This is a genomic window from Mesorhizobium loti R88b, assembly GCF_013170845.1.
In the GTDB taxonomy this organism is placed as follows: domain Bacteria; phylum Pseudomonadota; class Alphaproteobacteria; order Rhizobiales; family Rhizobiaceae; genus Mesorhizobium; species Mesorhizobium loti_B.
Genome location: NZ_CP033367.1, coordinates 1627464 through 1653140, shown reverse-complemented (window position 1 = coordinate 1653140; position 25677 = coordinate 1627464). Strand labels below are relative to the sequence as shown.

General features: G+C 59.6%; 30 protein-coding genes, 1 tRNA gene and 1 pseudogene. 14 read left to right on the top strand and 18 right to left on the bottom strand.

Annotated elements, in window-relative coordinates; translation table 11 throughout:
- Positions 1–77 precede the first annotated feature (77 nt).
- Both EB235_RS08105 and EB235_RS08100 read left to right on the top strand, forming a co-directional pair.
- Positions 78–371, top strand: coding sequence for a hypothetical protein (locus EB235_RS08105; protein ID WP_027031478.1), 294 nt, complete (start codon positions 78–80; stop codon positions 369–371).
- Between the two features lie 445 nt (positions 372–816).
- Complete coding sequence (locus EB235_RS08100; RefSeq protein ID WP_208603635.1) at positions 817–1377, top strand: CatB-related O-acetyltransferase; 561 nt, start codon at positions 817–819, stop codon at positions 1375–1377.
- 545 nt (positions 1378–1922) lie between these two features.
- On the opposite strand, the gene EB235_RS08095 is transcribed toward EB235_RS08100, so the two are convergent.
- Together EB235_RS08095 and EB235_RS08090 are read right to left on the bottom strand one after the other, a co-directional pair.
- Complete coding sequence (locus EB235_RS08095) at positions 1923–2375, bottom strand: cupin domain-containing protein (RefSeq protein WP_027031479.1); 453 nt, start codon at positions 2373–2375, stop codon at positions 1923–1925.
- 350 nt (positions 2376–2725) lie between these two features.
- Positions 2726–2926 (bottom strand): hypothetical protein, encoded by a 201-nt coding sequence (locus EB235_RS08090; RefSeq protein WP_027031480.1) that lies wholly within the window; start codon positions 2924–2926, stop codon positions 2726–2728.
- 277 nt (positions 2927–3203) lie between these two features.
- Between EB235_RS08090 and EB235_RS08085 the strand changes: the two genes are divergently transcribed.
- The 3 genes from EB235_RS08085 to EB235_RS08075 all read left to right on the top strand — a co-directional run bounded on the left by EB235_RS08085 (position 3204) and on the right by EB235_RS08075 (position 4195).
- Positions 3204–3491 carry a hypothetical protein gene (locus EB235_RS08085; protein WP_027031481.1) on the top strand — a complete coding sequence of 96 codons (288 nt, stop codon included), beginning with the start codon at positions 3204–3206 and terminating at the stop codon, positions 3489–3491.
- Between the two features lie 62 nt (positions 3492–3553).
- On the top strand, positions 3554–3934 hold the full coding sequence (locus tag EB235_RS08080) for a DUF4112 domain-containing protein (RefSeq protein WP_051429703.1): 381 nt from the start codon (positions 3554–3556) through the stop codon (positions 3932–3934).
- A 96-nt stretch (positions 3935–4030) separates the two neighbouring features.
- Entirely contained in the window at positions 4031–4195 is a 165-nt protein-coding gene (locus EB235_RS08075; protein WP_167334878.1) for a hypothetical protein, read from the top strand.
- Between the two features lie 615 nt (positions 4196–4810).
- Here the strand turns inward: EB235_RS08075 and EB235_RS08070 are convergent.
- The 5 genes and pseudogenes from EB235_RS08070 to EB235_RS08055 form a co-directional block, all read right to left on the bottom strand.
- Positions 4811–5014: a hypothetical protein gene (locus EB235_RS08070; protein WP_027031482.1), complete on the bottom strand. Its 204-nt coding sequence runs from the start codon at positions 5012–5014 to the stop codon at positions 4811–4813.
- A gap of 192 nt (positions 5015–5206) precedes the next feature.
- Positions 5207–6277: an IS3 family transposase gene (locus tag EB235_RS08065; protein ID WP_245268851.1), complete on the bottom strand. Its 1071-nt coding sequence runs from the start codon at positions 6275–6277 to the stop codon at positions 5207–5209.
- Positions 6244–6396, bottom strand: a pseudogene (locus EB235_RS34680) (transposase); the annotation flags it as partial. The pseudogene EB235_RS34680 and the gene EB235_RS08065, both read right to left, overlap by 34 nt.
- Before the next feature lie 63 nt (positions 6397–6459).
- A complete protein-coding gene (locus tag EB235_RS08060) occupies positions 6460–6624 on the bottom strand; it encodes a hypothetical protein (protein ID WP_155256424.1) in 165 nt (54 codons plus the stop codon).
- Between the two features lie 184 nt (positions 6625–6808).
- Complete coding sequence (locus EB235_RS08055) at positions 6809–7924, bottom strand: hypothetical protein (protein ID WP_155256425.1); 1116 nt, start codon at positions 7922–7924, stop codon at positions 6809–6811.
- Between the two features lie 139 nt (positions 7925–8063).
- On the opposite strand from EB235_RS08055, the gene EB235_RS08050 reads away from it, so the two are divergent.
- The 4 genes from EB235_RS08050 (at position 8064) to EB235_RS08035 (ending at position 10839) form a co-directional block, all read left to right on the top strand.
- Entirely contained in the window at positions 8064–8900 is an 837-nt protein-coding gene (locus EB235_RS08050) for a hypothetical protein (RefSeq protein ID WP_027031486.1), read from the top strand.
- A gap of 343 nt (positions 8901–9243) precedes the next feature.
- Entirely contained in the window at positions 9244–9522 is a 279-nt protein-coding gene (locus EB235_RS08045) for a hypothetical protein (protein WP_027031488.1), read from the top strand.
- A gap of 13 nt (positions 9523–9535) precedes the next feature.
- Positions 9536–10432, top strand: a complete 897-nt coding sequence (locus tag EB235_RS08040) for a hypothetical protein (protein WP_210266775.1) — start codon at positions 9536–9538, stop codon at positions 10430–10432.
- Positions 10429–10839 (top strand): hypothetical protein, encoded by a 411-nt coding sequence (locus tag EB235_RS08035; RefSeq protein ID WP_027031490.1) that lies wholly within the window; start codon positions 10429–10431, stop codon positions 10837–10839. Before EB235_RS08040 ends, EB235_RS08035 begins: the two co-directional genes overlap by 4 nt.
- Before the next feature lie 53 nt (positions 10840–10892).
- On the opposite strand, the gene EB235_RS08030 is transcribed toward EB235_RS08035, so the two are convergent.
- From EB235_RS08030 to EB235_RS08000, 7 genes are all read right to left on the bottom strand, one after another.
- Positions 10893–11672 (bottom strand): DUF4145 domain-containing protein, encoded by a 780-nt coding sequence (locus tag EB235_RS08030; RefSeq protein ID WP_167334879.1) that lies wholly within the window; start codon positions 11670–11672, stop codon positions 10893–10895.
- 502 nt (positions 11673–12174) lie between these two features.
- Positions 12175–12558, bottom strand: coding sequence for a hypothetical protein (locus EB235_RS08025; protein ID WP_027031494.1), 384 nt, complete (start codon positions 12556–12558; stop codon positions 12175–12177).
- Positions 12555–12818, bottom strand: a complete 264-nt coding sequence (locus EB235_RS08020; RefSeq protein WP_027031495.1) for a hypothetical protein — start codon at positions 12816–12818, stop codon at positions 12555–12557. Before EB235_RS08020 ends, EB235_RS08025 begins: the two co-directional genes overlap by 4 nt.
- A gap of 111 nt (positions 12819–12929) precedes the next feature.
- Positions 12930–13772: a DUF4760 domain-containing protein gene (locus tag EB235_RS08015; RefSeq protein WP_027031496.1), complete on the bottom strand. Its 843-nt coding sequence runs from the start codon at positions 13770–13772 to the stop codon at positions 12930–12932.
- A 512-nt stretch (positions 13773–14284) separates the two neighbouring features.
- A tRNA-Glu gene (locus tag EB235_RS08010) sits at positions 14285–14359 on the bottom strand.
- Positions 14360–14449: 90 nt separating this feature from the next.
- Positions 14450–14857 carry a VOC family protein gene (locus EB235_RS08005; protein ID WP_027031497.1) on the bottom strand — a complete coding sequence of 136 codons (408 nt, stop codon included), beginning with the start codon at positions 14855–14857 and terminating at the stop codon, positions 14450–14452.
- Between the two features lie 37 nt (positions 14858–14894).
- Positions 14895–15278, bottom strand: coding sequence for a hypothetical protein (locus EB235_RS08000; protein ID WP_027031498.1), 384 nt, complete (start codon positions 15276–15278; stop codon positions 14895–14897).
- A gap of 25 nt (positions 15279–15303) precedes the next feature.
- On the opposite strand from EB235_RS08000, the gene EB235_RS07995 reads away from it, so the two are divergent.
- Both EB235_RS07995 and rpoH read left to right on the top strand, forming a co-directional pair.
- Complete coding sequence (locus EB235_RS07995) at positions 15304–16374, top strand: RluA family pseudouridine synthase (protein ID WP_027031499.1); 1071 nt, start codon at positions 15304–15306, stop codon at positions 16372–16374.
- A gap of 212 nt (positions 16375–16586) precedes the next feature.
- On the top strand, positions 16587–17498 hold the full coding sequence (rpoH, locus tag EB235_RS07990; RefSeq protein ID WP_027031500.1) for an RNA polymerase sigma factor RpoH: 912 nt from the start codon (positions 16587–16589) through the stop codon (positions 17496–17498).
- A gap of 83 nt (positions 17499–17581) precedes the next feature.
- Here the strand turns inward: rpoH and EB235_RS07985 are convergent, their stop codons facing one another.
- The 4 genes from EB235_RS07985 to EB235_RS07970 form a co-directional block, all read right to left on the bottom strand.
- Complete coding sequence (locus EB235_RS07985; RefSeq protein ID WP_167334922.1) at positions 17582–18436, bottom strand: MBL fold metallo-hydrolase; 855 nt, start codon at positions 18434–18436, stop codon at positions 17582–17584.
- A gap of 164 nt (positions 18437–18600) precedes the next feature.
- Positions 18601–19260 (bottom strand): peroxiredoxin, encoded by a 660-nt coding sequence (locus EB235_RS07980; RefSeq protein WP_027031502.1) that lies wholly within the window; start codon positions 19258–19260, stop codon positions 18601–18603.
- 234 nt (positions 19261–19494) lie between these two features.
- The gene (locus EB235_RS07975) at positions 19495–19860 is read right to left on the bottom strand and encodes a cell division protein ZapA (protein ID WP_027031503.1); all 366 of its coding nucleotides are present in this window, start codon (positions 19858–19860) and stop codon (positions 19495–19497) included.
- A gap of 11 nt (positions 19861–19871) precedes the next feature.
- Complete coding sequence (locus tag EB235_RS07970; protein WP_006200774.1) at positions 19872–20144, bottom strand: DUF4164 domain-containing protein; 273 nt, start codon at positions 20142–20144, stop codon at positions 19872–19874.
- Positions 20145–20405: 261 nt separating this feature from the next.
- Between EB235_RS07970 and tkt the strand changes: the two genes are divergently transcribed.
- The 3 genes from tkt to EB235_RS07955 all read left to right on the top strand — a co-directional run bounded on the left by tkt (position 20406) and on the right by EB235_RS07955 (position 25643).
- Entirely contained in the window at positions 20406–22397 is a 1992-nt protein-coding gene (gene tkt, locus EB235_RS07965) for a transketolase (RefSeq protein ID WP_027031504.1), read from the top strand.
- A 161-nt stretch (positions 22398–22558) separates the two neighbouring features.
- The gene (gene gap / locus EB235_RS07960) at positions 22559–23569 is read left to right on the top strand and encodes a type I glyceraldehyde-3-phosphate dehydrogenase (RefSeq protein WP_027031505.1); all 1011 of its coding nucleotides are present in this window, start codon (positions 22559–22561) and stop codon (positions 23567–23569) included.
- A 184-nt stretch (positions 23570–23753) separates the two neighbouring features.
- Positions 23754–25643, top strand: a complete 1890-nt coding sequence (locus EB235_RS07955; protein ID WP_027031506.1) for a potassium/proton antiporter — start codon at positions 23754–23756, stop codon at positions 25641–25643.
- Positions 25644–25677: the final 34 nt, after the last annotated feature.

Sequence of the window (25677 nt, the reverse complement as noted above, 5' to 3'; positions counted from 1 at the left end):
TGAATAGCCCTTGCCACCGAGATCAGGGTCAGGAATATATTCCTTCGTTGCGGCGAACCCCTCAAACGGAGATCGCCATGTCCCCAACGACCCTTGCCGACACCCTTGCCGCCCGCGAAAGCGTTCACGTCAACTGCTCTCATCCCGCTTGCGGTAGGTCGACCAAGCTCGATATCCAGGCGCTGATCGACAGGCTCGGTCCTGGCCACGGCGCCATGCACCAGGATCTCGTCGGACTCTTTGCCTGCTCGGATTGCAAGGACGCCGGCCGCGAACGGCGCCCAGTGTTTTTCACGTGCATCCCTGACTACGAAGGCCTCAACGCTAAGCGCAACCGCGACTGGAAGCCGACGTTCGAGCGCGGTTCCTAGGGACTTCAGTCAAATCCGGCGCATGGCGTGGGGCGGATAGTGGCTCGATCTGGCAGTCGATCTTCAGCGCACCATTCTTCCGCAGTTTGGAACTCGCCGTTCTGGACGAGGAAGGCACGCACCCGCTCGCATTTCCCTGCGAAAGGACTTCGACAGGGTGGAAGGATGCCGTTACCGGAGTTCGTGTTTATGTCCTGCCTACCCATTGGCGCGACTGGATTGGCTCAGATCAAGCCGACCGATGAGAGGACATGGCGGAGCGAGATCACGCCGAAGTTCACGTAGCAATGTCAAAGGCAAATGCATTTAGGCCGCTCCAATGCCCTTACAAATCTGTAAGTCGCTTAATGCTTTCCAGGCTCTTATCACAGGGCAAGTTCTGGGAGGAAAGCCGGTGGGACTGCTAAGAGGGCTTCGCATAAAACTGGGGCTGAAGAAGAATCCCTTGCCGCCGCTGCCCGGTGTCGAGATCGGTCGTCATACCTACGGGCTCGTGAAAACCTCCTTTTGGGGTGCGCACGAGAAATCGCCAATACGAATAGGGTCGTTCTGCTCGGTTGGCCCGGGTGTGCTCTTTCTCGGCGCGGCCGAACACCGCATCGACACAGTGAGCAGCTATCCGCTTCGACTCGTTGACGGAAAGATCCGCAATGGCGCTGAAGCCTTCAGCAAAGGACCTACCACGGTCGGCCATGACGTATGGTTTGGCGCTCGCTCTATCATTCTTGGCGGCGTTACGATCGGCAACGGAGCGGTGATCGGTGCCGGCAGCATCGTCACTAGGAACATTCCCGCTTACGCTGTCGCGGTCGGCAATCCTGCTCGCGTCATTCGCTACAGATTTGCGCCTGACGTGATCGAGCGCCTGCAGGCATTAGAATGGTGGGAATGGAGCGACGATCTGATCGGCGAACGCGTCGCGATTTTGACGGCGATGAATGCAGAGCATTTCCTAGACGCACTGGAGCCCGACGGGAGTTCGGGGCGACAGGACAGTCAAGGCTGAAAGGAACAGCTAGGCGCTAGGGCTTGAAACCATCCGCCGGCGCATGAAATCCTATCTCATAGAGGTAATATTCGAATTCAGACGAGCTAAGCGAGATCCCAGTTCCGATATAGGTTTCTGAATATATCCCGTCTTCCATTTTCCAGACATCAAGGCCGTTCGGACCAGGCTTCTCGCAGCGCCAATTGACGTGAATTTGTCGACAGAATATTCGGTGTTGTCGCCGCAGGTTGCCGTTTGAGAGTATGGAAGCAGGCATGCAGCGACTATGCGCGAGGCCGAATTACTGCCGCCTGCATCACATGCGACGAGGAATAGTAAAGCCAGAAAACTGAGGCTTAGCCTCATTTGTTTGCGCCGCCCAGTATCGCGACAGTCCGAAACAATCGATCGCTGAAAAGCTAGAACTTAGCTCCTAGCGATATCGTCGCGCTGCACTTGGATCTGAAAGCGAAGCCATCGACCGCGCTAGGGTCCAGAAGATGCGGTGTCCGGTCCTGGGACAGCGCGCCTTTGACCTTGCTGCCTATTTGGACAACGGCAGATCATTTCTTGCTCGGGTCATCCGCCGGATTGACATATGTGATCGCAAACGGACCTTCGCCGTGGACCTGGACAATCGTCGCGCTGGTCGTCCAGGCAAAGTGGTTCATCTGAGCCGGCGCAACGCCAAATCCGCCCGCCGTCAGGTGCATGCCCTTTGCCTCATCAAGCTTGTCGCCCATGCCAATGTTAAAATCTCCGGACAGCACCGTGACATATTCCGAAGTCGGATGGTTGTGAGCGGGAATCTTGTAGTTAGCTGGCATTTGCAGCCTAAGAACAAAGATTCCGTCTTTCGACGGGTCTCCGGCGATCACCGCCATTTTTGCGCCTGCCGGGAGAAATGGCGGAACCGGACCCCATTTGATCGCGTCGGCGTTGACCGGCATATCGTCGGCGAGCAACGGCGCCGTGCTGACCAACAGAAGCAGCACGGCCGAAGTGAATTTGAACATTTGAAATCTCCATTTGGAAAATGCCCAGGCCAAACCTTGGCCCGGCACTCTGTGCATTGGCTTGGTGTCGCGGATGCCTCCGGATTGAAGCTCGCCTCGACACGGCTTTTAAAAGCACACCCGCCGATAGCGCGACGTTGGAGTTAGCGTGGGACCAACCGTGGGAACGCGAATGCTCCCCGAATCCACAATGCGCAAGCATCAAGATCCCCGCAACCAACCCCGCCGAGGACGCGGCAGCGTTTATGAAACCGCGCTCAATGCGATTGTTTTCCTAGATTGGGCGGGTCATTGTCGTGAGCGCGAAAGCAGCAAATCCAGAGGCGGCACAGGTTGATGGCTGTTAGGCGTCAGTCGGCCTTGAACTGGGACCGTCCTGCCACCGCAGCGAGGAATGCCTTCGCTGCGGCGTCGCAGGCGACACGCGATGGCCCGTTCGCAAGCAAGATCACGTCAGCCGCCTTCAACGTTAGCCCATGCTTCTCGGCGAACGCTTCAACCTCGTAAGGTCGGTTGGCTGGATCGGCTTCCACGGCGGGATGTTTGTTCATGTGCCACCCATAGTAGGACGGGCTGAAAAGTACGACTTACGGATTCGTAAGGGGTCTGCCTCCGCTAACCCGGCAGGGGGCGCAAAACAATATCCACGAAGTCCCGACAATCCCTAGGGGCGCCCGCCGCTGCAGATGGCAACCCGTAACGAGGCTAGTGAGGCGAGCCCTTCAAGCCAACGTCGAAAGGACGACATTGCGGGCGAAACTTTTTATCCAGAACGGAGTTGAGGGAACAAGCTGCTATCTGAGCAGCCTTCAACAGGAGGAATATTCTATGAATTTCAAGATGCTCACGATGGGCGCGATGGCGCTTGCAATGATGACCGGCTCGGCGCTTGCGGGCAGCAGCACCGGGACATCCGCGCTCGATGATCCGGCGAAAATGTCGCCATTCTTCACGGATGCCGGCATGAAGACGATGAAGTCGCAGGCTGACTTCAAGACCTCATGGATGGCCATGAAACCCGAGGAACAGAAGGCGGTGTTGAAAGACTGCGGCGATACCACACTCAACAAGTCGCACTCAGATTTCTGCACGATGGCAAAGATGATGGGCGGCTGAATCTAGGCCGAGCGTCGAAGGCGGGGCACGCTGCCCGCCTTCGGACACCACGGAAATGGCACATGCAGCATCGTGGACTAATAGGCGACGCGAGCGATCTGCGCGCACGTGTTGGTAGGCTAGATCGCCTGTCTCGCCTGCTAGACGTAGCTTTCGCTATTCCTGGCACCAAAGTCCGCTTCGGCGTTGATGCCGTGCTGGGTCTGATTCCCGTGGTGGGAGATTGGGCAGGCGTTGCCCTTTCGAGCATAATCGTGGTCGAGGCTTTTCGAATTGGCGTGCCCGTCGGCGTCCTCATCCGAATGATAGCGAACGTCGTTATCGAAGGTGTGATCGGTTCGATACCGATCGCCGGAGACGCGTTTGATGTGTTCTGGCGCGCCAATCGGCGGAACATGGCCTTGCTAATTAGGCATTTGGAGCGAGAGGGTCGAATAAGTTAGCGCGCCGGAGCTACGCCTCGTCATTTATGGCCGTCGAATGCGTGGCCCACTTCAATACCTTGCCGGACAGACAGCCCATACCGGACCGCCCGTTTAATGACCGACAAGCCTGCAACGACCTACGTCGTCAGCGTCTTCGAGAAGCCGAACTGGCGGACCGTACTGACCACCAAGGACAAGCAGAAGGCGCTCGATATGGCCAAGGAGATCGGCGACAAGGTGCGGGTAGAGGAAATCACTCAGAACCCGAAGAAGCGTTAAAGGGCTCGGCGCAGTCGGCGACATATCCTGTGATAGATTGGCGAGCTTTGCAGGTCTCGGGCTGCGTGCGTGAGCAGCAGGACGACAAACAGAACGACCACTGCAGATGCGAAGCCGGTAACGAGAGCCATCCGCGCAAACGTCGCTGACGTCTGGATGTTCCTTTGAAAATGGCCGGCGCCAGTTGGGGTGGGCTTGGGATGACGCCGGCCAAGCGAACATCAGGTCCGCCGCAAGCAGATGCTAATATACCGAAGGCTATCCTTGGATATGGTGTGATCGCGGAAGCCCTGCTCCCGTCGCGTTTGGGTTCACGTCCCTTGGATCAAACTGACTGTCAGCCAAAAGGCAAGCGCCATAAAAAACAGAACGCCAAAAGCGATAAGCAGGAGCCTCATCGGCCTAATTTAGCACGCCCTGAAACAAGGGCCGCGCTTGAGTTCCTTACGGATTCGTAAGTGGCTGTTACTGGCAGCGCCAGCTAACCATCCATCGGCAGCGAACGGCACATTTGCAGCCCGGTGGCCTCCACCCGCCGAAACAAAAGGCCCGCTGCCCGCTCAACGTAGGCAGCGGGTTTAGCCGCTACGGTAAGCCGGTAAGCGACAACGCAGCCTATTCGGCTGATCCGTTGTCGGTGAAGGGAGAGGCGCTGGGTACGCATTGTATGGACCAGCCAGTGGGTGTCGGCTGCTTCTGATATTCGGTGATGGCGGCGGTGCACTGTTCGCGCTTGTCGAAGGTGCTGGGCAGCACCACCATGCCGCCCTGCGGGCCGGCGATTACCAAATACCAGACCAGAGCTGCGGTAGTAGCCATGTGAACTCCTCGTGCTCCTCAATAGAATCCCTGAAGGCGTTATCGACGCGCCTCGGGTGTCGGAAGAAAGGCCGCGCCGCACGATATCGGTGCGCCCGCACAAAGGATTTCGCGAAATGAGCCTAGCCGCCGCCGTCGACGCCGCCACCGCCCCCCGCTTGGCTAAAGACGACCTGACCTGCCACTGAACTGTCATCCAGCTGCGATTAGAGCCTCGACCGTTTTTGTTACGCCTTGTGGCGCGGGTTGAGCAACCGGCGGAGGCGCGGAGCCTTCCATCAGCACAGCGTCGGAGCCGGTTGCGGTGATGACCTCGGCATAGGCTGCCGGGGTCTGGTAGCCGAGCGAGGAATGTGGCCTGGCGGTGTTGAAGTCCTCCCTCCATTCGGCGATGGCGCTTCGGGCGTGGTCGAGACCGAAGAAGAGGCTCTCGTTCAACAGCTCGTCGCGCATCCGGCCGTTGAAACTCTCGACGTAACCGTTCTGCATCGGCTTGCCCGGCGCGATGTAGTGCCATTCGATCCTGCAATCCTTCGACCAGGCGAGGATGGCGTTCGAGGTAAACTCGGTGCCGTGGTCGGAGACGATCATGCCCGGCTTGCCGCGGTGGGTGATCAGTTCCGTCAGTTCACGGGCAACCCGACGGCCGGAGATCGAGGTGTCCGGGATCGCGGCCAGGCATTCGCGCGTCACGTCGTCGACGATGTTGAGCACGCGGAACCTGCGGCCGCAGGCGAACTGGTCATGCACGAAATCCAGCGACCAGCGCGCGTTTGGCTTTGCCTCGACCAGGATCGGCGCCCGCGTGCCGACCGCTCGCCGCCTTGCCCGGCGCTTGCGCACCGTCAGGCCTTCCTCGCGGTAGAGACGATAGATGCGGTTGACCCCAGATGCCTCGCCCTCGCGCCTGAGCAGGATGAACAGCCGCCTGTAGCCAAAGCGTCGGCGCTCGTTGGCGAGGTCGCGCAACCTGCCACGCAGCTCCGTCTCGGGCGGACGCCGGGACTGGTAGCGGATCATCCTGCGATCGGCGCCGACGAAGGAACAGGCCCGACGCTCCGACAAGCCCATGACGGCCTGCAGATGCGCGACGGCTTCGCGCTTAACGGCGGGCCCTACCATTTTTTTGACAGAAGCTCGCGCAGCGCCGAGGCTTCCAGCATCTGATCGGCGAGCAGCTTCTTCAGCTTGGCGTTCTCGTCTTCCAGCGCCTTCAGCCGCTTGGCGTCGGACACGTCCATCCCGCCATACTTCGCCTTCCAATTATACAGCGTCGCCTCCGAGACCCCGTGCTTGCGAGCCAAATCGCCCGCCTTCGCTCCCGACTCGTGCTCGCGCAGAACCGCAATGATCTGCTCTTCCGTGAACCGCTTTCTCTTCATCAGTCCGTCCTTCGATCAAGGGCCGGACTCTAATCTCAGATGGAGGAAATTCTCAGTGGCAGGTCAGACCGTGCCATCGTGTTTGCGAACTTCCACCGCCACGACGCCATCAACCTGCTGTCGAGCAAGGAAAGTCGCCCGGGCATGCTCTTTGGCGTCTTTCTCGGCATCGAAGGGCGTCTTTTCAACGACGCCCTGCTTGCCGTACCAAGTCACTGTGTAGACCATCGTTGCGACGCTCCCACTCGTCCAGCGCGAAACTATGCGCCCTGGAGATGGATGGGTCTATAGCCAGGCCTGAGTGGGGTTTATCTCGACGCCACCACTATGTAGCATTTACCCAACATTGCGGATCAACAGGCCCCACGTCGAAGGTACCTACAAATCGGGCCGCGACACGTTTAGCCCAACGTTATTTTTTGAGCACCTTGCCATCCTCAGCTATGATCTTGGGAGAAGCGCCGAGCGAAATCGTATAGCTAAAGCGGGCAACACCGCGAGCTTGGTTGTTTCGCGCCAAGCTTCTTACAGTCCAGTCATAGACCCCGGAGACCATACAGTTGTCGTTGGCGCACGTGGCCATAACGCTATTGTCGTGGATACGATAGCCACGTTCTGGCCAGCGCTGGAAGTACCTCTGTTTGTCGACCAAGACCTCCGCAAGCGTGCTTGGCTTGCCGTAGTAGGAGATGTTCGCGGCATAGGTGTCGACCACCATCCTCAGCGCTGCATTTGGATCGGTTCCGTCGGACTCAATTAGACGCCGAACAAAGTTAATTGCTTCGGCCTCCAGATTATTTGAAGCAGTTGCCTGAGTAGTGGCCGTTGGTGCCTGGGTAGTGGCCGTTGGCGCAGAGGGCTCGGCAGCCACGGCGGCTTCACCAGTTGGATTTGCAGCGGTATTTGTGAGCCGCAAATCGTGCATCTCGCTCACCGACAGATACCGCATGTCGGCCTTGTCATATCTTAGAGCAATTGCCAGAAGCTGGGGATCGACCCCCATTTCTGACAGGTACGCCATAATCTCCGCTGTGGTCGCCTGAATATTAGCTACAGCGTCGTCGCGAGTAAGGTTGGATTCCGGCGCAAATGACGACCTGTGCACACCTATAGATCCGGGTTCTGCACCCCTCAGGACGCCGCCGGCAAAAGCGAGAGAGCAGGCCGACGCACATTCCATCTTTCTTATTTGGATTGTGTTCAACCCGGACGCTCTAATGAGACGACCAAGCCTTATCGCGGACTCCACGCTACCGCCTGGCGAATCGAACGTAACGAAGGTGGATCCGTTAGCCTTGATGCGGGCTGAGAACTCTTCGAAGTTCTCGCTATCGTTGAATTCGCCCGAGACTACCAAAAAGTGCGTGCCGTCGTCGAGGGAGACGGGTCGGTAATCGAGGGCCTTGGCTGAACTAGCCATGGCCAAAGCAAATAGCAGCGACGATAGACTTGCACGCAACCCAAACATTTTAAAACAACGCTCTCGCTCCCAGCAACTACCGTAAATCAGACCACTGCCCTTCCGCAAGCGTATCTTCCAAGTAGCAGATTGCGCATAAATGCTTCATTTCCAACCTGACGTGATCTAACATTCGTTGGCACCCCATAGGCGGAGTCCATAATTGTCTAGACACTACCTTTTCCCGGATGACCAGGACCCAGTTCGCATGTCTCTCCGACTAGTGCAGGGGCTGGTGTTCGGGAATAATTTTCTTCCGCAGTTTTCCAACACCAAGCAGCGCGTGCTCTCAGTCGACCTAGAAATGGTCGACGGCAAACCTGCGCGCATTGGCCGAACAGAAGCATCAATTTGGACTTTCGACAGCGTTGGCGGCATTCGTGATGGACTTCATAAAGCCATGGCTCTTGTGATGGATTCTGTTGCCGACGTTCCGGTCGGGAGCACCGTGGTTCCACTCCGGCCACGCGTGGGCAAAAAGAAGCTGCAAGAGGAATTCCGCTGGGAACCCCTCAAAGGCGATATAGAACGGGTAATTGCTGACGTTTGGCCTAAGCAGAGATCTGATCGCTTGAAAGCCATTGAGGGCGCCACGAAACGCAGCCCGCCACTGACTTTCGAGGCACGGCACGCGCTTGATGAGATTTCGGGGACCTTCTGGAAGATTTCAAGCGCGATCGAGGGGCTGAAGGGGCCGAGTCAGAAGGCGCTTGCCTTCGAGGCAAGAAAGCGTGCGCAGAGCGAGCCGGAGTATTCGTACCTCTATGGTGCGATTGCCGAAATGTCCGATTGGCACCTGGAGGTCGAGAAGCGCCATAGAACCGGCAAGGGCGTTTGGTACGCTCTTCTAGAGGTTTTGCGATGGGAGGGCCATACTGGCGATCCCATAGAACGATTTCATGAACGCTGCGAGAGTCGTGGTGAAGCGATTGCGGCTGCGCGTCGATTGCTGGCTCTGCACGCCGACAAGTTTGGTGCGGCCACCACGGTAGAGGCCGAAACAATCACTGATCTGGAATGGCAAGCGCGCGCCTACCCAGAGTGAACTGGCCCCTTAGAAACCTCTATGTCTTCCTCAACCTTACGCCAGGGCCTCCGCCATTCTCGGGGATGAAGACTACACCGGCGTCTTCATAGACGCGACGAATGGCTTCAACCGTCACAGGTTGCGGTCCTCGGGGTCCAAACTCGTCTTGCTCCACCCGGCTCACCGTATTCGGCGTGACCTTCGCGAGGTCGGCTACATCTCGCACGCCCATCTTTAACATCGCGCGGGCGGCCCTTGCCTGAGAAGGCGTCATAGATACTCCGTATCTTTTTAACTACATGGTATTGACAGTTACGTCATATCGATTTAAATACACGGTATCGACGCCGGGATCAATCGAATGTTCAACCGCTCCGAAATTATGAAGGCAGCTTGGGCAAAGTGGAACGCCCACTTCGCCGCCCGTCCCCATCTGGTGCGCAAGCTCAGCCGATCTGACTTTGGCTTCTATCTCGCTGCAGCTTGGCGTGAAGCCAAGATCGCCCAGATGACGGCCACCGAGCGCCGTGCCGACAACATCGCCACTAAAATCGACCGGCTCAAGTACCAGTCGTCTCGCGTCAACATCGAACCGCGTCGCCGCCAACTCGAAACTGAATTCGCAGCGCTGGCTCCGTAGCCAGCTTTCAACCTTGGGAGAATTTGCAATGTCGAACACGTCTGTTCCGGCAGCCGCCGAAGGTATGTCCGCTTATCCCCGCAATCCACAACGCATCGGCTTCGTACGTGAACTGCTGATGCGCTGGGGTGCCCGGGCGGAAAACGCGTCAGTCAATCAAACACCTGTACAGGAGAGTTTCATGAACCAGCATGTCGATCGTCGCGCCCTTCTCACATCATCAGCAACCGCCGCCGCTGCGATAGCCGTCGCTAGCGAGGAGGCGAGAGGGGGCACTTCGGCCTCTAGCGTGTCTCGTGAACTAGAAGGCCTCATCGATGCCAAGCACGCCGCCTACGAGCGTTTCGAGGCTGCGATCGGTCGCGCCGGCCCGCTGGAGGAAGAGCACTTGCCCAAGGGCAGGGAACTTTTTGTCCCGCTCTCGATCGGTGGCGGACAGTCGCGGAGCCTTCGCTATAGTGAACTGGAAGTGGTCGAGGCCGATCTGCGCGACGACATCAAGCGCCGTTATGCCGAGCAGCGGCAGAAGTTGGTGGCGCTGTCCAAGGTGGCGCCCGACCTCGGCAGGCAGTCGACCGCCGCGCTCCGCAAGGCCGAACAGGCCGATCTGCGGACGTTGAAGAGGCTGATCAAGGATGAGCGCGCACGCCGTAGCGCCGTCGGGCTCGAACAGGCGATCAACGAACGCAACGAAGCCTCCGACGCCGAACGCTCCGCCCTGAACGCTGTGTGCTCCTATCGTTGCACCAGCATGGAGGAGCACCGCGTCAAGGCCCAGTTCCTGAAGGACTTCGCCACCGGCAAATATGGCGACCTCCAGTCCGAGGACATCGACGCGCTGCTCTGGTCATTCCTGCCCGAGGAAGACTTGGACGAAGCGATTAGGGCGGTGGAAGGCGGCGTCGCATGAGCATCACCCGCCGCCTGTTCCTCCGCAACTCGGCTGTCGGTGCTTTGGCATCGACCGCAGCTATTGCCCCTGCCATAGCTGAAGCTGCAAAGGCCGACACCGCGCTTGAGCGAGCTCGCTACCACTTTGACCAGTTCGCCGCAGCGATGGACGAACTCACCACCGGATATCATGGATGGAAAATCGGCGGCGCCGGACACTCCCGGGAGTTTGCCGCGCCAGGGTGCCGGACCATCGATGATTATGCGTGGCTTTCCGTGCAACTCGTCCAATACGAAACCGGGACGGAGCCGCGTTGCCCGGCACTGATCGTCGAGCGCCACCATGAAATCATTGGGATGCAGAAGCAGCCCCGAGGCTGGCTTGACGAACCCCTGTATCGCGACGGGGAGGGGGTGCGGCTGTGAGCGTCTCATTCGCCATTGATCAATCGCCCTTCGGACACTTGACGCCCGCTGCCTCACGGTGGCGGGCTTTCAACTAGGGACGCGGTAACATCGCCCTCTTTCTTCTTCTTCGAGCGTTGAGGCACCTTAGATCTGACCTCTGCTACGCCATCAGCAGCCTTCTTCCGCAATTGAGGCGTAACAAATTTATCGGTGAGGAAGTGTTCCAAGCTGCCGACGAGAGGATCGAGATCCTTGAACGAGGGGTTCCAGCCTCGATGCGCGGAGGCGTTGCCGGCGTTGATCAGGACTTCGAAATCGTCCCGTTGTGACGGCGTAATTAGGCCAGAGCCTTCCATAGTTTTGAGCTTGTCTTCAAAAGCCTTCTCAGGGTCGACGCCAAGAACCTCCGATGCCACATCAAAGGCCGTGCGGATCCCAATTGCAGCGAGGATGTTCAGATCGTGATCGAGTGCTTCATAAATTTGGAGCAGGCAGGCCTCCAAATCGGATGATTTTTTGTGCTCAATGTAACTGTTCAGCCTTTCCAACCAGGCAGGCCTGTCGCGCTTAAACTTTGCCGGCCAGGCCCTAATTTGAACGTCATGCTCGTACTCCACGTTTCCATCGCGGTCATATCCAACAGGATAATGCGATTCGGAATCGGTGAGCTCCGACTGGGCAAATACGTGATCACAGCCGCAGCAAACAAGCAGGTACCAATCTTTCCACCAATCGTAGTTGCCTTCGCTGCCACTTTCGCGGTGGTGACCTTTGATTTCGCAATTCCGCTCGCCTTTGCACGACGCGCAGAACGCTTTTTGCCTTGAACCAATCTTGCTCAGTTCGCTCACTCGATGGCCCCAGCACTTCGCGTCTATTCCGGATGGACCTTGTCGCAGGAAATGCGTGAGAGCGCGAGCCAGAACAAGCGAGCAACGAGTTACTACGGCTTTTGCAGCGCAACGCTACGGTCTCAGTTTACCCTGTGGGAGACATTCGCAACCTCACGGCGCTTCTAAGCTATAAAGTGTATGCCTCCCGTAAAGGGACGCCGAAAGCCCGCAGCAAGGCCGCGCTACGACTGCGCCAAGCACGGCAGGACTTGCGGACCGGTAACGCGTATTATGCTGAAATCGCTCGGCTGCGCGAAGTTTCGGGCGCCGATGCCGCTACGAAGGCTACCGCCGCAGCGCTTGCGCTCATCACCAGCACCATTGCAGCGATCATGGATCACGAGCCTCGTCACGGTGGCGCAATTTGCATATCGCGGTAGAACATTAGCACGGACGCTACTACCAGCGAGAAGCGAACCTGATTTATCCCCGCTATCCCCTACGGCCAGGTAGCGCTACGCTATGGCTTCGGCAGCTTGTGGGAAAACGCTAGGAGCGCCTTGATGTCATCGCCCACCAAAAACCAGATTATCGCCAGCGCTACACAGGCGACTGCGAACCCACCAACCATCATATAGTATGTGCGGTCGACGCTGGCCTTCACAGGCGTCAGTTCGTCCGACAAGGCTTTTATTGACGCGTCTAGGCGGTCGCTATCAAGGTGCCTTCGTGCGTTATCTTCGTTTCTATCAGTGATTAGGCGTTCGATCTTGGCGGACTGGGCCGAAATGTCTTTATGGATTTCCAGTAGGAAGGCCATGGTGTTCATCTGATCATAGGCAGTGTTTGGGGTGCCCTCCTTAGAGGGGGTCGTCCCGCTGATGTCGGATTTGCCAACTGTCATGGCTGACCACGTTTCAAAGCTATCCAGTCCCAGACATCCTTCAGGTGCCAGCCGTAGTAGCTTTCAACCCCTACAACGACCGTTCTCCCGTACGTTCCTTTGTCTACGCCTATAAGTTCCGTAACTCCTTGAACTGTGAGGTTTGCCGCGATCAGCCATTGTCCAACGCCGATCTTCCTGCAATTACCTTGAAATAGTTCGAAAATCCGGCCATCCAGGGCGGGGCTGTCAGTTTCGGGAAGGACGGCATAAATGATCATGGGCGGTATCTAACCACGCCTGTTCGTTTTCGCAATATAATGCCGAAGCACGGACCGGCCCAATCCCCTACGCGTGATCGGCGTTCGCGAAGTGGTTTGGAGGTATGACTTTCAATGAATCTTAGTACGTCGGTTCGGAGTCTTAATTTTCTTCCCAGACCGATAAGACTTGCTGTCGATCCACGATGTAGCTAGCCCCTCAAATTCAATATATGCGGTATTTTGGCCCGAACTGCGATACGCGGCAACGAGAGGCAGAAGATAATTCCAGTCGGCCAGAGTGCCGGTTCGCGTCCATCTGTATAAGTATTCCTCATCCAATATATGATAGCGAACACCGAGGGCATAATTTTCGTAATTGTTTAGTATCGTTCTAAGGGTAACGGCTCTTTTGATATCCGCCTCGTCAGTGGGGTCTCTAAATTTCGCGATACTAAGACCGCTTTGTGATAGTTCCTGCTTAATTTTTCGGAATTCTAGGCGAGACTGGATTACGTCATTGTCCCTAATGGATTCATCAATAGTGTCGAATGTTTCCCGAAGCCGCGTCATCTCCCTGGCACTGGCAATGCTGCGGTTGGCGACATAGAAAGCCAAGAGAGCCCCGACCAGACCGGCGGCAGCTGTGTGGTCCATCAGGTAGTTCCAGAACATAACGATGAACCATATCGAGGCGGTCAATATGTCCGCGATAGGCTGGGTCCATGGTTGTATAGCCTGAAAACTAGTAAGGCCCGGCGGGGTGGCCGGGCCTGATTGGATAGCCTGCGCAGACGCAGACTGGATTTGGGTCGCCAAGGCGGCCCCTAACAGCACCAATTTAGAACGGAGCGATATCTCTAACCATGTTCCAGTCTCCTGTGTGCAAATTTTAAACGCATACCAACCGCTGAAGGTTTCACGAATCTTGTATCCGCGTTTCCTGACGTTGGCTAGCGCTTCCTTGAGGGACATATATTGAGTACCAGATTGCGGTGCAATGAGCTAACAAAAATTTAACAATTCCAGGGAAATGAGCAAGTTGCTAAAAGAAATAAGGTTAATTTATCAATTGCTTAACGGTCCGGCACCAGCCACCGATGCGAAGCACTAAGGATCACATCATACTGCTCTACGTTCGCCAGGACGGCCTAAAAAATGACAAACACCATCATATTTGGTGAGTTTGCTACCCAATACCGGACATCCGGAGGGTCAATATCCGAAGGACGCCGGTAAGAGGGTCCAGCTTGTCAGCCTGTGCCCCGTCCCCACTTAACGCGTCCGGCGCTTTCCGTATCGGAGTAGTTGGATGCAGCCTCGATCGCGTCGGCATATTGTCGAACCGCTTGCGCGCTCCTCCATGTATCGGCTTCCAATTCAAGTTGCTCTAAAGCCTCCCGCTCAGCTTTCACGGCAGCTCAGACGGCATATTTGACCGTTATTTGACGACTTCGGAAGCTATGAGGGTAAGCTATTGAATCTGTTGGTACGCCCAAGGGGAATCGAACCCCTGTTCCCGCCGTGAGAGGGCGGTGTCCTGACCGCTAGACGATGGGCGCGCTCAAGAACCGGCGATATAGGCTGACGGCTGGGAAAAAGCAACTGGGGTTTGGCCGGTTTGCCGCATCGAACGAAAAGACGTCCGTGCTCTAGCGTTTCGGCTCGATCAGGTCCCAGAGATTGCCGTGGAGATCGGCGAAAACCGCCACTGTGCCATAGGCCTCGAAGCGCGGCGCCTCGCGGAATTCGACACCCTTTTCCAGCATCGCCGCATGATCGCGGGCAAAGTCGTCGGTTTCGAGGAACAGGAAAACCCGACCGCCGGTCTGGTGGCCGATGCTTTGCTTTTGTGCAGCGTCGGACGCCTCGGCCAAAAGCAGCCTGGCGCCCTGCCCGTTGGCCGGCGCCACCGTGACCCAGCGCTTGGCGCCGCCGAGATCGACATCCTCGGTGAGCTGAAAGCCCAGCCGCCCGACATACCAGGCGATCGCTTCGTCATAGTTGGCGACGACAAGCGCGACGGTCGCGACACGACGATGTTCGGCAAAGCCTTTCATGGCTGAGCCTTGGTCATTTCTGTGACAAACTTGTTTGTCATTTGTTGCGGATTGCAAACTGGCCGATCAGGCGGCGCTCGGCGATATCATAGATGAAGATCGCACCACTGCCGTCGGCAAGCTCGGCGTCAATCGAGATCCGATTGCCTGACAGCGACTGGCCGAGCACTTTTGCGCCGACCGGCAGCACGATGTCGCCGCTGAGCGGCGCGCCGGCGGGCACCTGGATGTCGCCGGCCAGCGGCGGGCTCACTGCGGGCGCCTTGCGGGCTTTGTAGACAATCGCCGCGATCACCACCATAAGGGCAACGAAAAGCAGGCCGAGATTGATGGCCATGAAGCGGAAGAGCTTGCTGCGCATCTTTTCGACCTCGGGATCGATCGGCATTCCCTGATCTTCGTCGGCATCTGGCCGGGCCATGGCAAATATTCCGGAACGGTTTTCGATGAGCGCTCATAGCGAAGAGGCCCCTGAATTGATAGAGGACCGATTGATAGAGGACCGATCGATAGAGGCCGGGCCGGCCGTGCTGGTGGTGGGCGCGGACGCTGCCGGCCAGCGCCTCGACCAATGGTTGGCGACAAGCCTCGGCCCTGACATGTCGCGCAGCCGCGTGCAGATGCTGATCCGGCAAGGCGCCGTTACGATCGACGGCAAGCCGGCCGACGAGACCAAGCGCAAGATGATCCCAGGCGAGCGCGTGTCGGTCGTCATGCCCGAACCGGAGCCGGCCTCGCCGCGGGGCGAGAACATCGCGCTCGATGTGCTCTATGAGGACGACGAACTCATCGTCATCAACAAGCCGGCCGGGCTGGTCGTGCATCCCGGCGCCGGCAACTGGACCGGTACGCTGGTCAACGCGCTGATCCATCATTGCGGCGACAGCCTTTCGGGCATTGGCGGCGTGCGGCGGCCGGGCATCGTGCACCGTCTGGACAAGGAGACCAGCGGCGTCATGGTGGTGGCCAAGACCGACCGTGCCCACAAGGCGCTGTCGGAGGCCTTTGCCGATCACGGCCGGACGGGTGATCTCGAACGCGCCTATCTGGCTTTGGTCTGGGGCATACCGCCGAGACCGACCGGTACGGTCGATGCGCCGCTTGGCCGCGCGGCCGACCGGGTGCGCCGTGCCGTGGTGCCGGAAGGGCGCGACGACGCCCGCCATGCTGTCACCCACTTTGCCGTGCAGGAGCGCTTCGGCGAAGGCCAGAAGGACTTCGCCACCGCCAGCCTGGTCGAGTGCCGGCTGGAGACCGGCCGCACCCACCAGATCCGCGTTCACATGGCGCATATCGGCCATCCCGTCATCGGCGACCCAGACTATGGTCAGGCGTTTCGCACCAAGGCCAACCGGCTGCCCGAACCGCTGAAAAGCCAGGTCAAGGCATTTTCCCGGCAAGCTTTGCATGCCTGGCTCCTTGCATTTCGCCACCCCACTACCCATCTAACGATGAGGTTCGAGGCGCCGATACCGGGGGACATGGAGGAACTCGTCGGCGGCTTTCGCAAACTCTGAACCTGTCACTGTCAAGCCCGAAACCAGCCATCAAAAAACCTGACTGGCATTGTTCACTTCAGCGTGACACACTGTTTCGTGTTGAACAAATGCCTGTCTTTTCTGGTTTTGTTCCTGTATAAGATCTGATGTCGCGAGCGAGCCTTTTGGTGCTTGCGTCACATGCCCGCCGCGTTTCGGGGGCATCACTCCAATAGAGAGGGGGCGCTATCATGGCCCAGTCATTACCCAGTATCGTTTCCGGCGAAGGCGGCCTCAGCCGCTACCTGGAAGAAATCCGCCGCTTTCCGATGCTTCAGCCGCAGGAAGAGTACATGCTCGCCAAGCGTTATGCCGAGCATGAAGACACTTCTGCCGCCCACAAGCTCGTCACCAGCCATTTGCGGCTCGTCGCCAAGATCGCCATGGGCTATCGCGGCTACGGCCTGCCGATCGGCGAGGTGATCTCGGAAGGTAATGTCGGCCTGATGCAGGCCGTCAAGAAATTCGAACCCGAGCGCGGCTTCCGCCTCGCGACCTACGCCATGTGGTGGATCAAGGCCTCGATCCAGGAATACATCCTGCGCTCGTGGAGCCTGGTCAAGATGGGCACGACCGCCAACCAGAAGCGGCTGTTCTTCAACCTGCGCAAGGTGAAGGGCAAGATCCAGGCTCTGGATGACGGCGACCTCAAGCCCGACCAGATCGCCGAGATCGCCACGCGGCTGAACGTTTCCGAAGCCGAAGTGGTGTCGATGAACCGCCGCCTGTCGGGCGACGCATCGCTCAACGCCCCGATCCGGGCGAGCGAAGGCGAGTCCGGCGAATGGCAGGACTGGCTGGTCGACGACCACGAAAGCCAGGAAGACATGCTGATCGAGCAGGACGAGCTGGAGAACCGGCGCGGCATGCTGTCCGGCGCTCTTGCCGTGCTCAACGAGCGCGAGCGGCGCATCTTCGAGGCCCGTCGCCTCGCCGAGGAGCCGCTGACGCTGGAAGAGCTGTCTTCCGAGTTCGACATCAGCCGCGAGCGCGTGCGCCAGATCGAAGTGCGTGCCTTCGAGAAGGTGCAGGATGCGGTCAAGGCCGCCGCCAAGCGCCAGACCCAGGCGCTGCGCACCATCGAAGCACAGCCGGCGGCGTAAGCCTGCTTCGCCAATGAACAAAAAGCGGCGCCAAGAAACTGGCGCCGCTTTTTTTGTGCGTTGAGTCAGTGGGGCGCATTACCTCAAAGTGCGTCGAGCGGAAACTTCAGATACCGCCGGCCATTGGCTTCCGGCTCCGGCAACCGTCCGCCGTTCATGTTGACCTGCAGCGCATGCAGGATCAGCCGCGGCATCGGCAATGTCCGGTCGCGCGCGTCGCGCAGGGCTACGAACTCAGCCTCGCTGCGCGCGGCCACGAGATGGATGTTTGTCGCCTTCTGCGCCGCCACCGTGCTTTCCCACAAGGGTTCGCGGCCGCCGGCCTGATAGTCATGGCCGACGAAGATTCGCGTCTCATCGGGCAACGCCAGAATGTCCTGGATCGAGCGCCACAGCCGCGCTGCGCTGCCACCGGGAAAATCGGCCCTTGCCGTGCCGCTGTCCGGCATGAACAGCGTATCATGCACGAAGGCGGCGTCGCCGATCACATAGCTGATCGAGGCCAGCGTATGTCCAGGCGAGAACAGCACCTTGACCGGCAGGCTGCCGACACGGAAGGTATCGCCCTCTGCGAACAGCCTGTCCCACTGCGAGCCGTCGGCGGGGAAATCCGGCCAGTTGTAGATCACCTTCCACAGGTTCTGGACATCGACGATCCTTAGGCCGATCGCGGTTGGCGCCCCGGTCTTCTGTTTCAGGTAATGCGCCGCCGAGAAATGGTCGGCATGGGGATGGGTGTCGAGGATCCACTCAAGCTCCAGCCCGTTTTCCCTGACGAAATCGAGCAAGGCATCGGCGCTCTTTGTATCCGTTGCACCGGACCTCTCATCGAAGTCGAGGATCGGATCGATGATGGCGCATCGCTTCGTCGCCGGGTCGGCGACGACATACTGGATGGCCCCGGTCGGCTTGTCATAGAAGCCTGTGACCAATGGCATGGCCAAAGCTATGTCCACGTCCGGCTCCCTCAACCCATCACCGGCAGGAAGGATTTTCTCCACCGGAACCCAACAGGAGCATGGTCGTCCGCTCCAGCAGGTCAGTCAAGCATGACTTGGCGCACAGGAGCGAAAAAACCGAAAACTGTTCCGACGCGCTTGCTTCAGGCGGAAGGCTGCTTGGTCTTCCTGAGATAGGGCAGGATGGTCTCGTAAGCGCCAAAACGCTTGATCGCATCCTCGTTGGAAACGGCGGCGGTGATGATGACGTCCTCGCCCTGCTTCCAGTTGGCCGGCGTCGCCACCTGGTGCTTGGCGGTCAGCTGGATGGAATCGATGACGCGCAAGATCTCGTCGAAGTTGCGGCCCGTGGTCATCGGGTAGGTCAGCACCAGCTTGATCTTCTTGTCCGGCCCGATGAGATAGACCGAGCGCACGGTGGCGTTGTCGGCGGGCGTGCGGCCCTCCGAGGTGTCGCCGGCGCCGGCCGGCAGCATGTCATAGAGCTTGGCGACCTTGAGGTCCTTGTCGCCGATCAGCGGATAGTGCACCTCATGGCCGGTCGCCGTCTTGATGTCGGCCTGCCATTTGTCGTGGCTCGCAACCGGATCGACCGAAGTACCGATGATCTTGACGTTGCGTTTCTTGAACTCGCCCTCCAGCCCGGCCACGGTACCGAGTTCGGTCGTGCAGACCGGCGTGAAGTTCTTCGGATGGCTGAACAAGAGCGCCCAGCCGTCGCCGATCCAGTCATGGAAGCTGATCGTCCCTTGCGTGGTCTCGGCGGTGAAGTCGGGCGCGATATCGTTGATACGAAGGCTCATGGCACATTTCCCCTATAACTAATCTGGTCCCCTGTAACTAATCTGGTCAGGAGCGAGAGCGGCAAACCACGCCGCCGTCAAAGCGTCCACGCTCCGGCATCGTCGCATCTTAGCGCAAAAATCGCGACTGCAAGATAATAGGAAACTCTTGTCGGCGGCAGAACGAGTATTTTCGTTCTGCCAGCGTCATCGACGCCTGTTCATCTTTCGGGAGGGATGCCGCTAAACGCCGCTTCAGGCCTTGTTGACGGCCAGCGTCGCCGTCAGATCTTCCATACGCTGCGCCAAAGCGCCGAGGGCGTTGGTCAGCACGCCGTCATTCTTGTCGGCCTTGGTCAGTGCCTCGTCGCGCGTCTTGCGCAACGTCAGCACTTCGCTTTCCATGCCCTTGACGCGTTTCTGCAACTCCGAGAGTTCGTCCATCACCATGATGCCGGCCATGACGGTCAGCCGCTGGTCGCCAATCTCGCCAAAAGAATCCTTCAGATGCGAGACATAGCGGTCGAAACGCTCGGCAAGGTCGATCAGATGCTCTTCCTGGCCCTCGTCGCAGGCCATGCGATACTGCTTGCCGTCTATTGAAACCGTGACCTGTGCCATCGGGCCAGCTCCTATCTGTCCAACACGGCGCGGATGGTTTCCATCGCGGTCACCAGCCGTCGCGAGACTTCCTTGTTGGCATCTTCCAGCCGTTCGGCGCGCGCTTCGGAATTGTCGAGTTCCTGCGCCAGCCGGGAGCGGTCGGCATTCATCCGCTGCACCTCGGCCTCGGCTTCCGAATAGTCGCGCTCATGCTCGAGCTTGGCGGCGACGGCATTTTCCAGCCCTTCGATGGCCTTCCCCAGCCTGGCGATCACTTCCTTGAGCGTGGTTTCCCCGGTCATGGCCTTCGTCCTGTGCCCTGCCCATCACCGAATCGTTCGCGTTCAGAACGCGTTATCCAGGAAACATTAGGCACCGGGTGAAGGCAACGTCAACAAAGCTCTCGCGACTGTCCCCCGCTAACGCTAATGTAGGCTTGGCGCCAGCATCACAAGACCGGCAAATGCGCACCGGTTTGTTGACTAAAAGCCCGCGCCTGCTATGTGTCGCGCACCCTTTTCAAGGGCTCTCCCAAGCCCCCAAACCCCATTTCTGGAGGAACCATGACGTCGCGTGAACAACATGACCGGATGGCCAATGCGATCCGCTTTCTCTCCATGGACGCCGTCGAGAAGGCCCAGTCCGGCCATCCTGGCCTGCCGATGGGCTGCGCCGACATCGCCACGGTGCTGTTCACGCGCTTCCTGAAATACGACCCCAAGGCGCCGCACTGGCCCGATCGCGACCGCTTCATCCTGTCGGCCGGCCATGGCTCGATGCTGCTCTATTCTTTGCTGCATCTGACCGGCTATGAAGACATGACCATCGACCAGATCAAGCATTTCCGCCAGCTGGGCTCGAAGACCGCCGGCCATCCCGAATACGGCCACGCCACCGGCATCGAGACGACGACCGGCCCGCTCGGTCAGGGTCTGGCCAATTCGGTCGGCTTCGCGCTCGGCGAGCGCATTATGAACGCTGCCTTCGGCAACGACCTCGTCAACCACTATACCTACGTACTGGCCGGTGACGGCTGCCTGATGGAAGGAGTTTCCCAGGAAGCCATCGCGCTGGCCGGCCATCTCAAGCTCAACAGGCTGATCGTCTTCTGGGACAACAACAACATCTCGATCGACGGTCCGGTCTCGCTGTCCGACAACACCGATCAGGTCGCCCGCTTCCAGGCCTCCGGCTGGAACGCCAGCCACATCGACGGCACCGATCCGGAAGCGATCGCCTATGCCATCGAAGCCGCCCGCCATTCCGACAAGCCGACGATGATCGCCTGCAAGACGACCATCGGCTTCGGCGCCCCGACCAAGGCCGGCACCAACAAGGCGCACGGTTCGCCGCTGGGCGCCGACGAGATCGCTGGCGCGCGCAAGTTCTTCAATTGGGATTCGCCGCCCTTCGAGATTCCGGCCGACATCCTCGACGCATGGCGTACTGCCGGCAAGTCCGGCGCCAAGCCGCGCGCCGACTGGGAAGGCCGCCTGGCCAAGGCCGAGCCCAAGCTCAAGGCCGAGTTCGAGCGCCGGATCGCCGGCAAGCTGCCGTCCAACTTCGACGCCGTCATCGCCGACTACAAGAAGAAGCTCTCGGCCGACAAGCCGAAGGTCGCCACCCGCAAATCGTCGGAAATGGCGCTGGAAGTCATCAACGGCGCGGTGCCGGAAACCATCGGCGGCTCCGCCGACCTGACCGGCTCCAACAACACCAAGACCAGCCAGACCAAGAACATCACGCCGGACGATTATGGCCAGCGCTATGTCCACTATGGCATCCGCGAGCATGGCATGGCGGCCGCGATCAACGGCCTGACGCTCTATGGCGGCCTCATCGCCTATGGCGGGACCTTCATGTGCTTCTCCGACTATGCCCGTCCCTCGATGCGGCTGTCCTCGCTGATGGGCATCCGCTCGATCTTCGTCATGACCCATGATTCCATTGGTCTGGGCGAAGATGGCCCGACGCACCAGCCGGTCGAGCATCTGGCGGCCCTGCGCGCCATCCCCAACCACAACGTCTTCCGTCCGGCCGACGCGGTAGAAACCGCCGAATGCTGGCAGATCGCCATCGAATCCGAAAAGACGCCGTCAACCCTGGCGCTGACCCGCCAGAATCTGCCGACGGTGCGCACCGAGCATTCGGCCAAGAACCTGAGCAGCCAGGGCGCCTACGAGTTGGCAGCGGCCAATGGCGAGGCAGCGGTGACGATCTTCGCCACCGGCTCCGAGATCGAGATCGCCCTTGGTGCCCGTGACTTGTTGGAAAAGCATGGCCACCCGACCCGCGTCGTCTCGGTGCCTTGCTTCGAACTGTTCGACAAGCAGAGCGACGACTATCGCAAGAAGACGATCGGCAATGCGCCGATCAAGATGGCGATCGAGGCCGGTATCCGTCAGGGCTGGGATCACCTCATCGGCTCGGACGGCATCTTCATCGGCATGACCGGCTTCGGCGCCTCCGGCACGATCGAACAGCTCTACCCGCATTTCGGCATCACCGCCGAGGCAGCGGCCAAGGCAGCGGAAGCCCGCCTGCACGCAAAATAAGGGGTTGAGGGGTAGCCCGGCGAAATCGCGCAAAACGAATTCGCCGGGCTGGCCCAGCCTAATCGATTTAAATCTGTGTCGCTGCGGCTGGATTCTTTCCGCTTGCGCCGCTATGAAGCTGCGGACCCATCGTCTGCCCTCCAGCTCCCAGGGAGAGAAAAATGACCGTCAGAGTTGCCATCAACGGATTCGGCCGCATCGGCCGCAACATCCTGCGCGCCATCCATGAATCCGGCCGCAAGGACATCGACGTCGTCGCCGTCAACGATCTCGGCCCGGTCGAGACCAACGCCCACCTGCTGCGCTATGACAGCGTGCATGGCCGCTTCCCGCACGAAGTCAGCGTCGAAGGCGACCAGATCACCGTCGGCAAGGAAAAATTCAAGGTCACCGCGATCAAGGATCCGAGCCAGCTGCCGTGGAAGGAACTCGGCGTCGACATCGCGCTCGAATGCACCGGCATCTTCACCGCGCGCGACAAGGCCGCGGCCCATCTGACCGCCGGCGCCAAGCGCGTGCTGGTCTCGGCACCTGCAGATGGTGCTGACCTGACCGTGGTCTACGGCATCAACCACGACAAGCTGACCAAGGACCACATCGTCATCTCCAACGCGTCCTGCACCACCAATTGCCTGGCGCCGCTGGCCGCCGTGCTGCACGAGACGGTCGGCATCGAAAAAGGCATGATGACGACGATCCATTCCTACACGGGCGACCAGCCGACGCTGGACACCATGCACAAGGATCTCTACCGCGCCCGCGCCGCTGCCCTGTCGCAGATCCCGACCTCGACCGGTGCCGCCAAGGCGATCGGCCTCGTTCTGCCCGACCTCAAGGGCAAGCTCGACGGCATCTCGATCCGCGTGCCGACGCCTAACGTCTCGGTCGTCGACTTCAAGTTCATCGCCAAGCGCGCGACCACGGTTCAGGAAATCAACGAAGCGGTCATCGCCGCCTCCAATGGCAAGCTCAAGGGCATTCTCGGCGTCACCCATCACCCGAATGTCTCGATCGATTTCAACCATGATCCGCGGTCGTCGATCCTGGCACTCGACCAGACCAAGGTGATGGACGGCAACTTTGTTTCGGTGCTGTCCTGGTACGACAATGAATGGGGCTTCTCCAACCGTATGAGCGACACCGCGGTCGCCTTCGGCAAGACCATCGCCTGATCTGAAGGCTCCCCTTCTGAAGACTTGAAACGCCCGGCTTTGTCCGGGCGTTTTTCATTTGCCGCAACAGCGGAAAATCAGCAGCTCAGGGCAAAAAACCACCCTCCCGCCTTGCACTGGCCATGCCTTCGCCCCACTCTCCCTTGAATCGGTAAGGCAGAGGAATTCGAGGGGCAAATCACGGATGGAGCATGCGATCTATCTCGTCACGCTGGTTGGCACAGCTCTTGTCGTCGCCGCCGCGTTTTCGAGCCTGATTGCCTTCCGCTTCGGCGCTCCCCTCCTGCTTCTGTTTCTCTGCATCGGCCTTGCCACCGGCACCGACGGCCTCGGCATCGAGTTCGACAATGCCCGCATCGCGTATTTTGCCGGCTCACTGGCGCTCGCCGTCATCCTGTTTGATTCCGGTTTCGGCACGCCGCTCAACGCCTTGCGGCAGGCGGCTGGCCCGGCGCTGTCGCTGGCAACCGTCGGCGTGCTTCTCACCACCGGGCTCTTCGGCGCCGCCGCCCACTATCTGCTCAACCTCAGCTGGCTGGAGTCCTTCCTGCTCGGTGCCGCAGTCGCCTCGACCGACGCCGCGGCGGTGTTCTTCCTGCTGCGCGCCGGCGAGATCAATCTGCGCGAGCGCGTGCGTTCAACGCTTGAGGTGGAATCCGGCACCAACGACCCGATCGCCATCTTCCTGACCATCACGCTGGTCGAGATCATCGCTGCGCACGCCAACCCCGAAACCAATGTCCTGCTCACCAGCCTGATCCTTGGCTTCTTCCTCAACATGGGCCTTGGCGCACTCGTCGGCGTGCTGGGCGGCCTTGCCATCGTGCGCCTCGTCGACCGGCTCAATCTCGACCATGGCCTGCTGCCGATCTTCGTGCTGACCCTGTCGCTGATGGTCTTTGCCGCGGCCGGCGCCATTGGCGGTTCGGGATTCCTGGCGGTCTATATCGCCGGTCTCATTGCCGGCAATTCCGACATCCGCGCCGTCACCATCCTGAAACGCTTCCAGGACGGCATGTCGTGGCTGGCGCAGATTATCATGTTCCTGATCCTTGGCCTGTTCGCGACGCCCTCGCAATTTCCGGCCATCATGGTGCCGGCGATAGCGCTTGGCCTGTTCCTGATGTTCGTGGCCCGCCCGATCGCGGTCTGGCTTTGCCTGATCCCGTTCCGCCTGCCGCGTCCCGAAGTCGCCTTCGTCTCCTGGGTGGGCCTGCGCGGCGCGGTGTCCATCCTGCTCGCCATCACGCCGCTGCTCGGCGGACTGGAGAACGGCCGCGTCATCTTCAACACCGCCTTCATCATCGTGCTGGTGTCGCTGGTCATCCAGGGCTGGACCGTCGGCCCGCTGGCGCGCCGCCTTGGCCTCATCGTGCCGGCGCGCCTTGGGCCGCTGGACAAGGTTGAACTGGAACTGCCTGGCTCCGCCCATCACGAGCTTCTCGCCTATCGCGTCGCACCCGGCAGCCCGGTGGCGCGCGGCGAACGCATTCCGCGCTGGGCGCGGCCCTCATTGGTGCTGCGCGACGGCCGCTCGATGCGCTTCCAGGACATGGGCCGGCTCGCCGCCGGCGACCAGGTCTACATCTTCGTGCCGGACCGCTATCCGCGCCTGCTCGACAAGCTGTTCGCCAGCCGCGCCGTGGTCGACCCCGAGGATGCCGATTTCTTCGGCGCCTTCGCCGTCGATCCCGCTCGCTCCGCAGCCGAACTGGAAGCAGCCTACACGCCGGGCCTGACCGAAGCGGAGCAGAAACAGACCGTTGGCGCGCTGGTCACCGCCCGGCTTGGCGGCCATGCCGAATATGCCGATCGCGTGCTGATCGGCCAGATCGAGCTGATCGTCAGAGATGTCGACGACAAAGGCAAGATCACGGGTCTCGGCCTCTCCTTCGAGCCGACAGCGCCGGTGGCGCGTGTGCCCGTCTTCCTGAGCGCCGGCGAGATGGGCGATCGCCTGAGCGCGTTTATCCGCAACTGGCGCAAGCCGACGGAAACGCAGATGGAAGCGGCTCGGCCCGAAGGCACTCCGCCCGAAGCGCCGGAGGCACAGAAAGCGACGACCGAAGGCTGACGGAGCCCGATCTGGCCGTTGGATCATTTTTCCG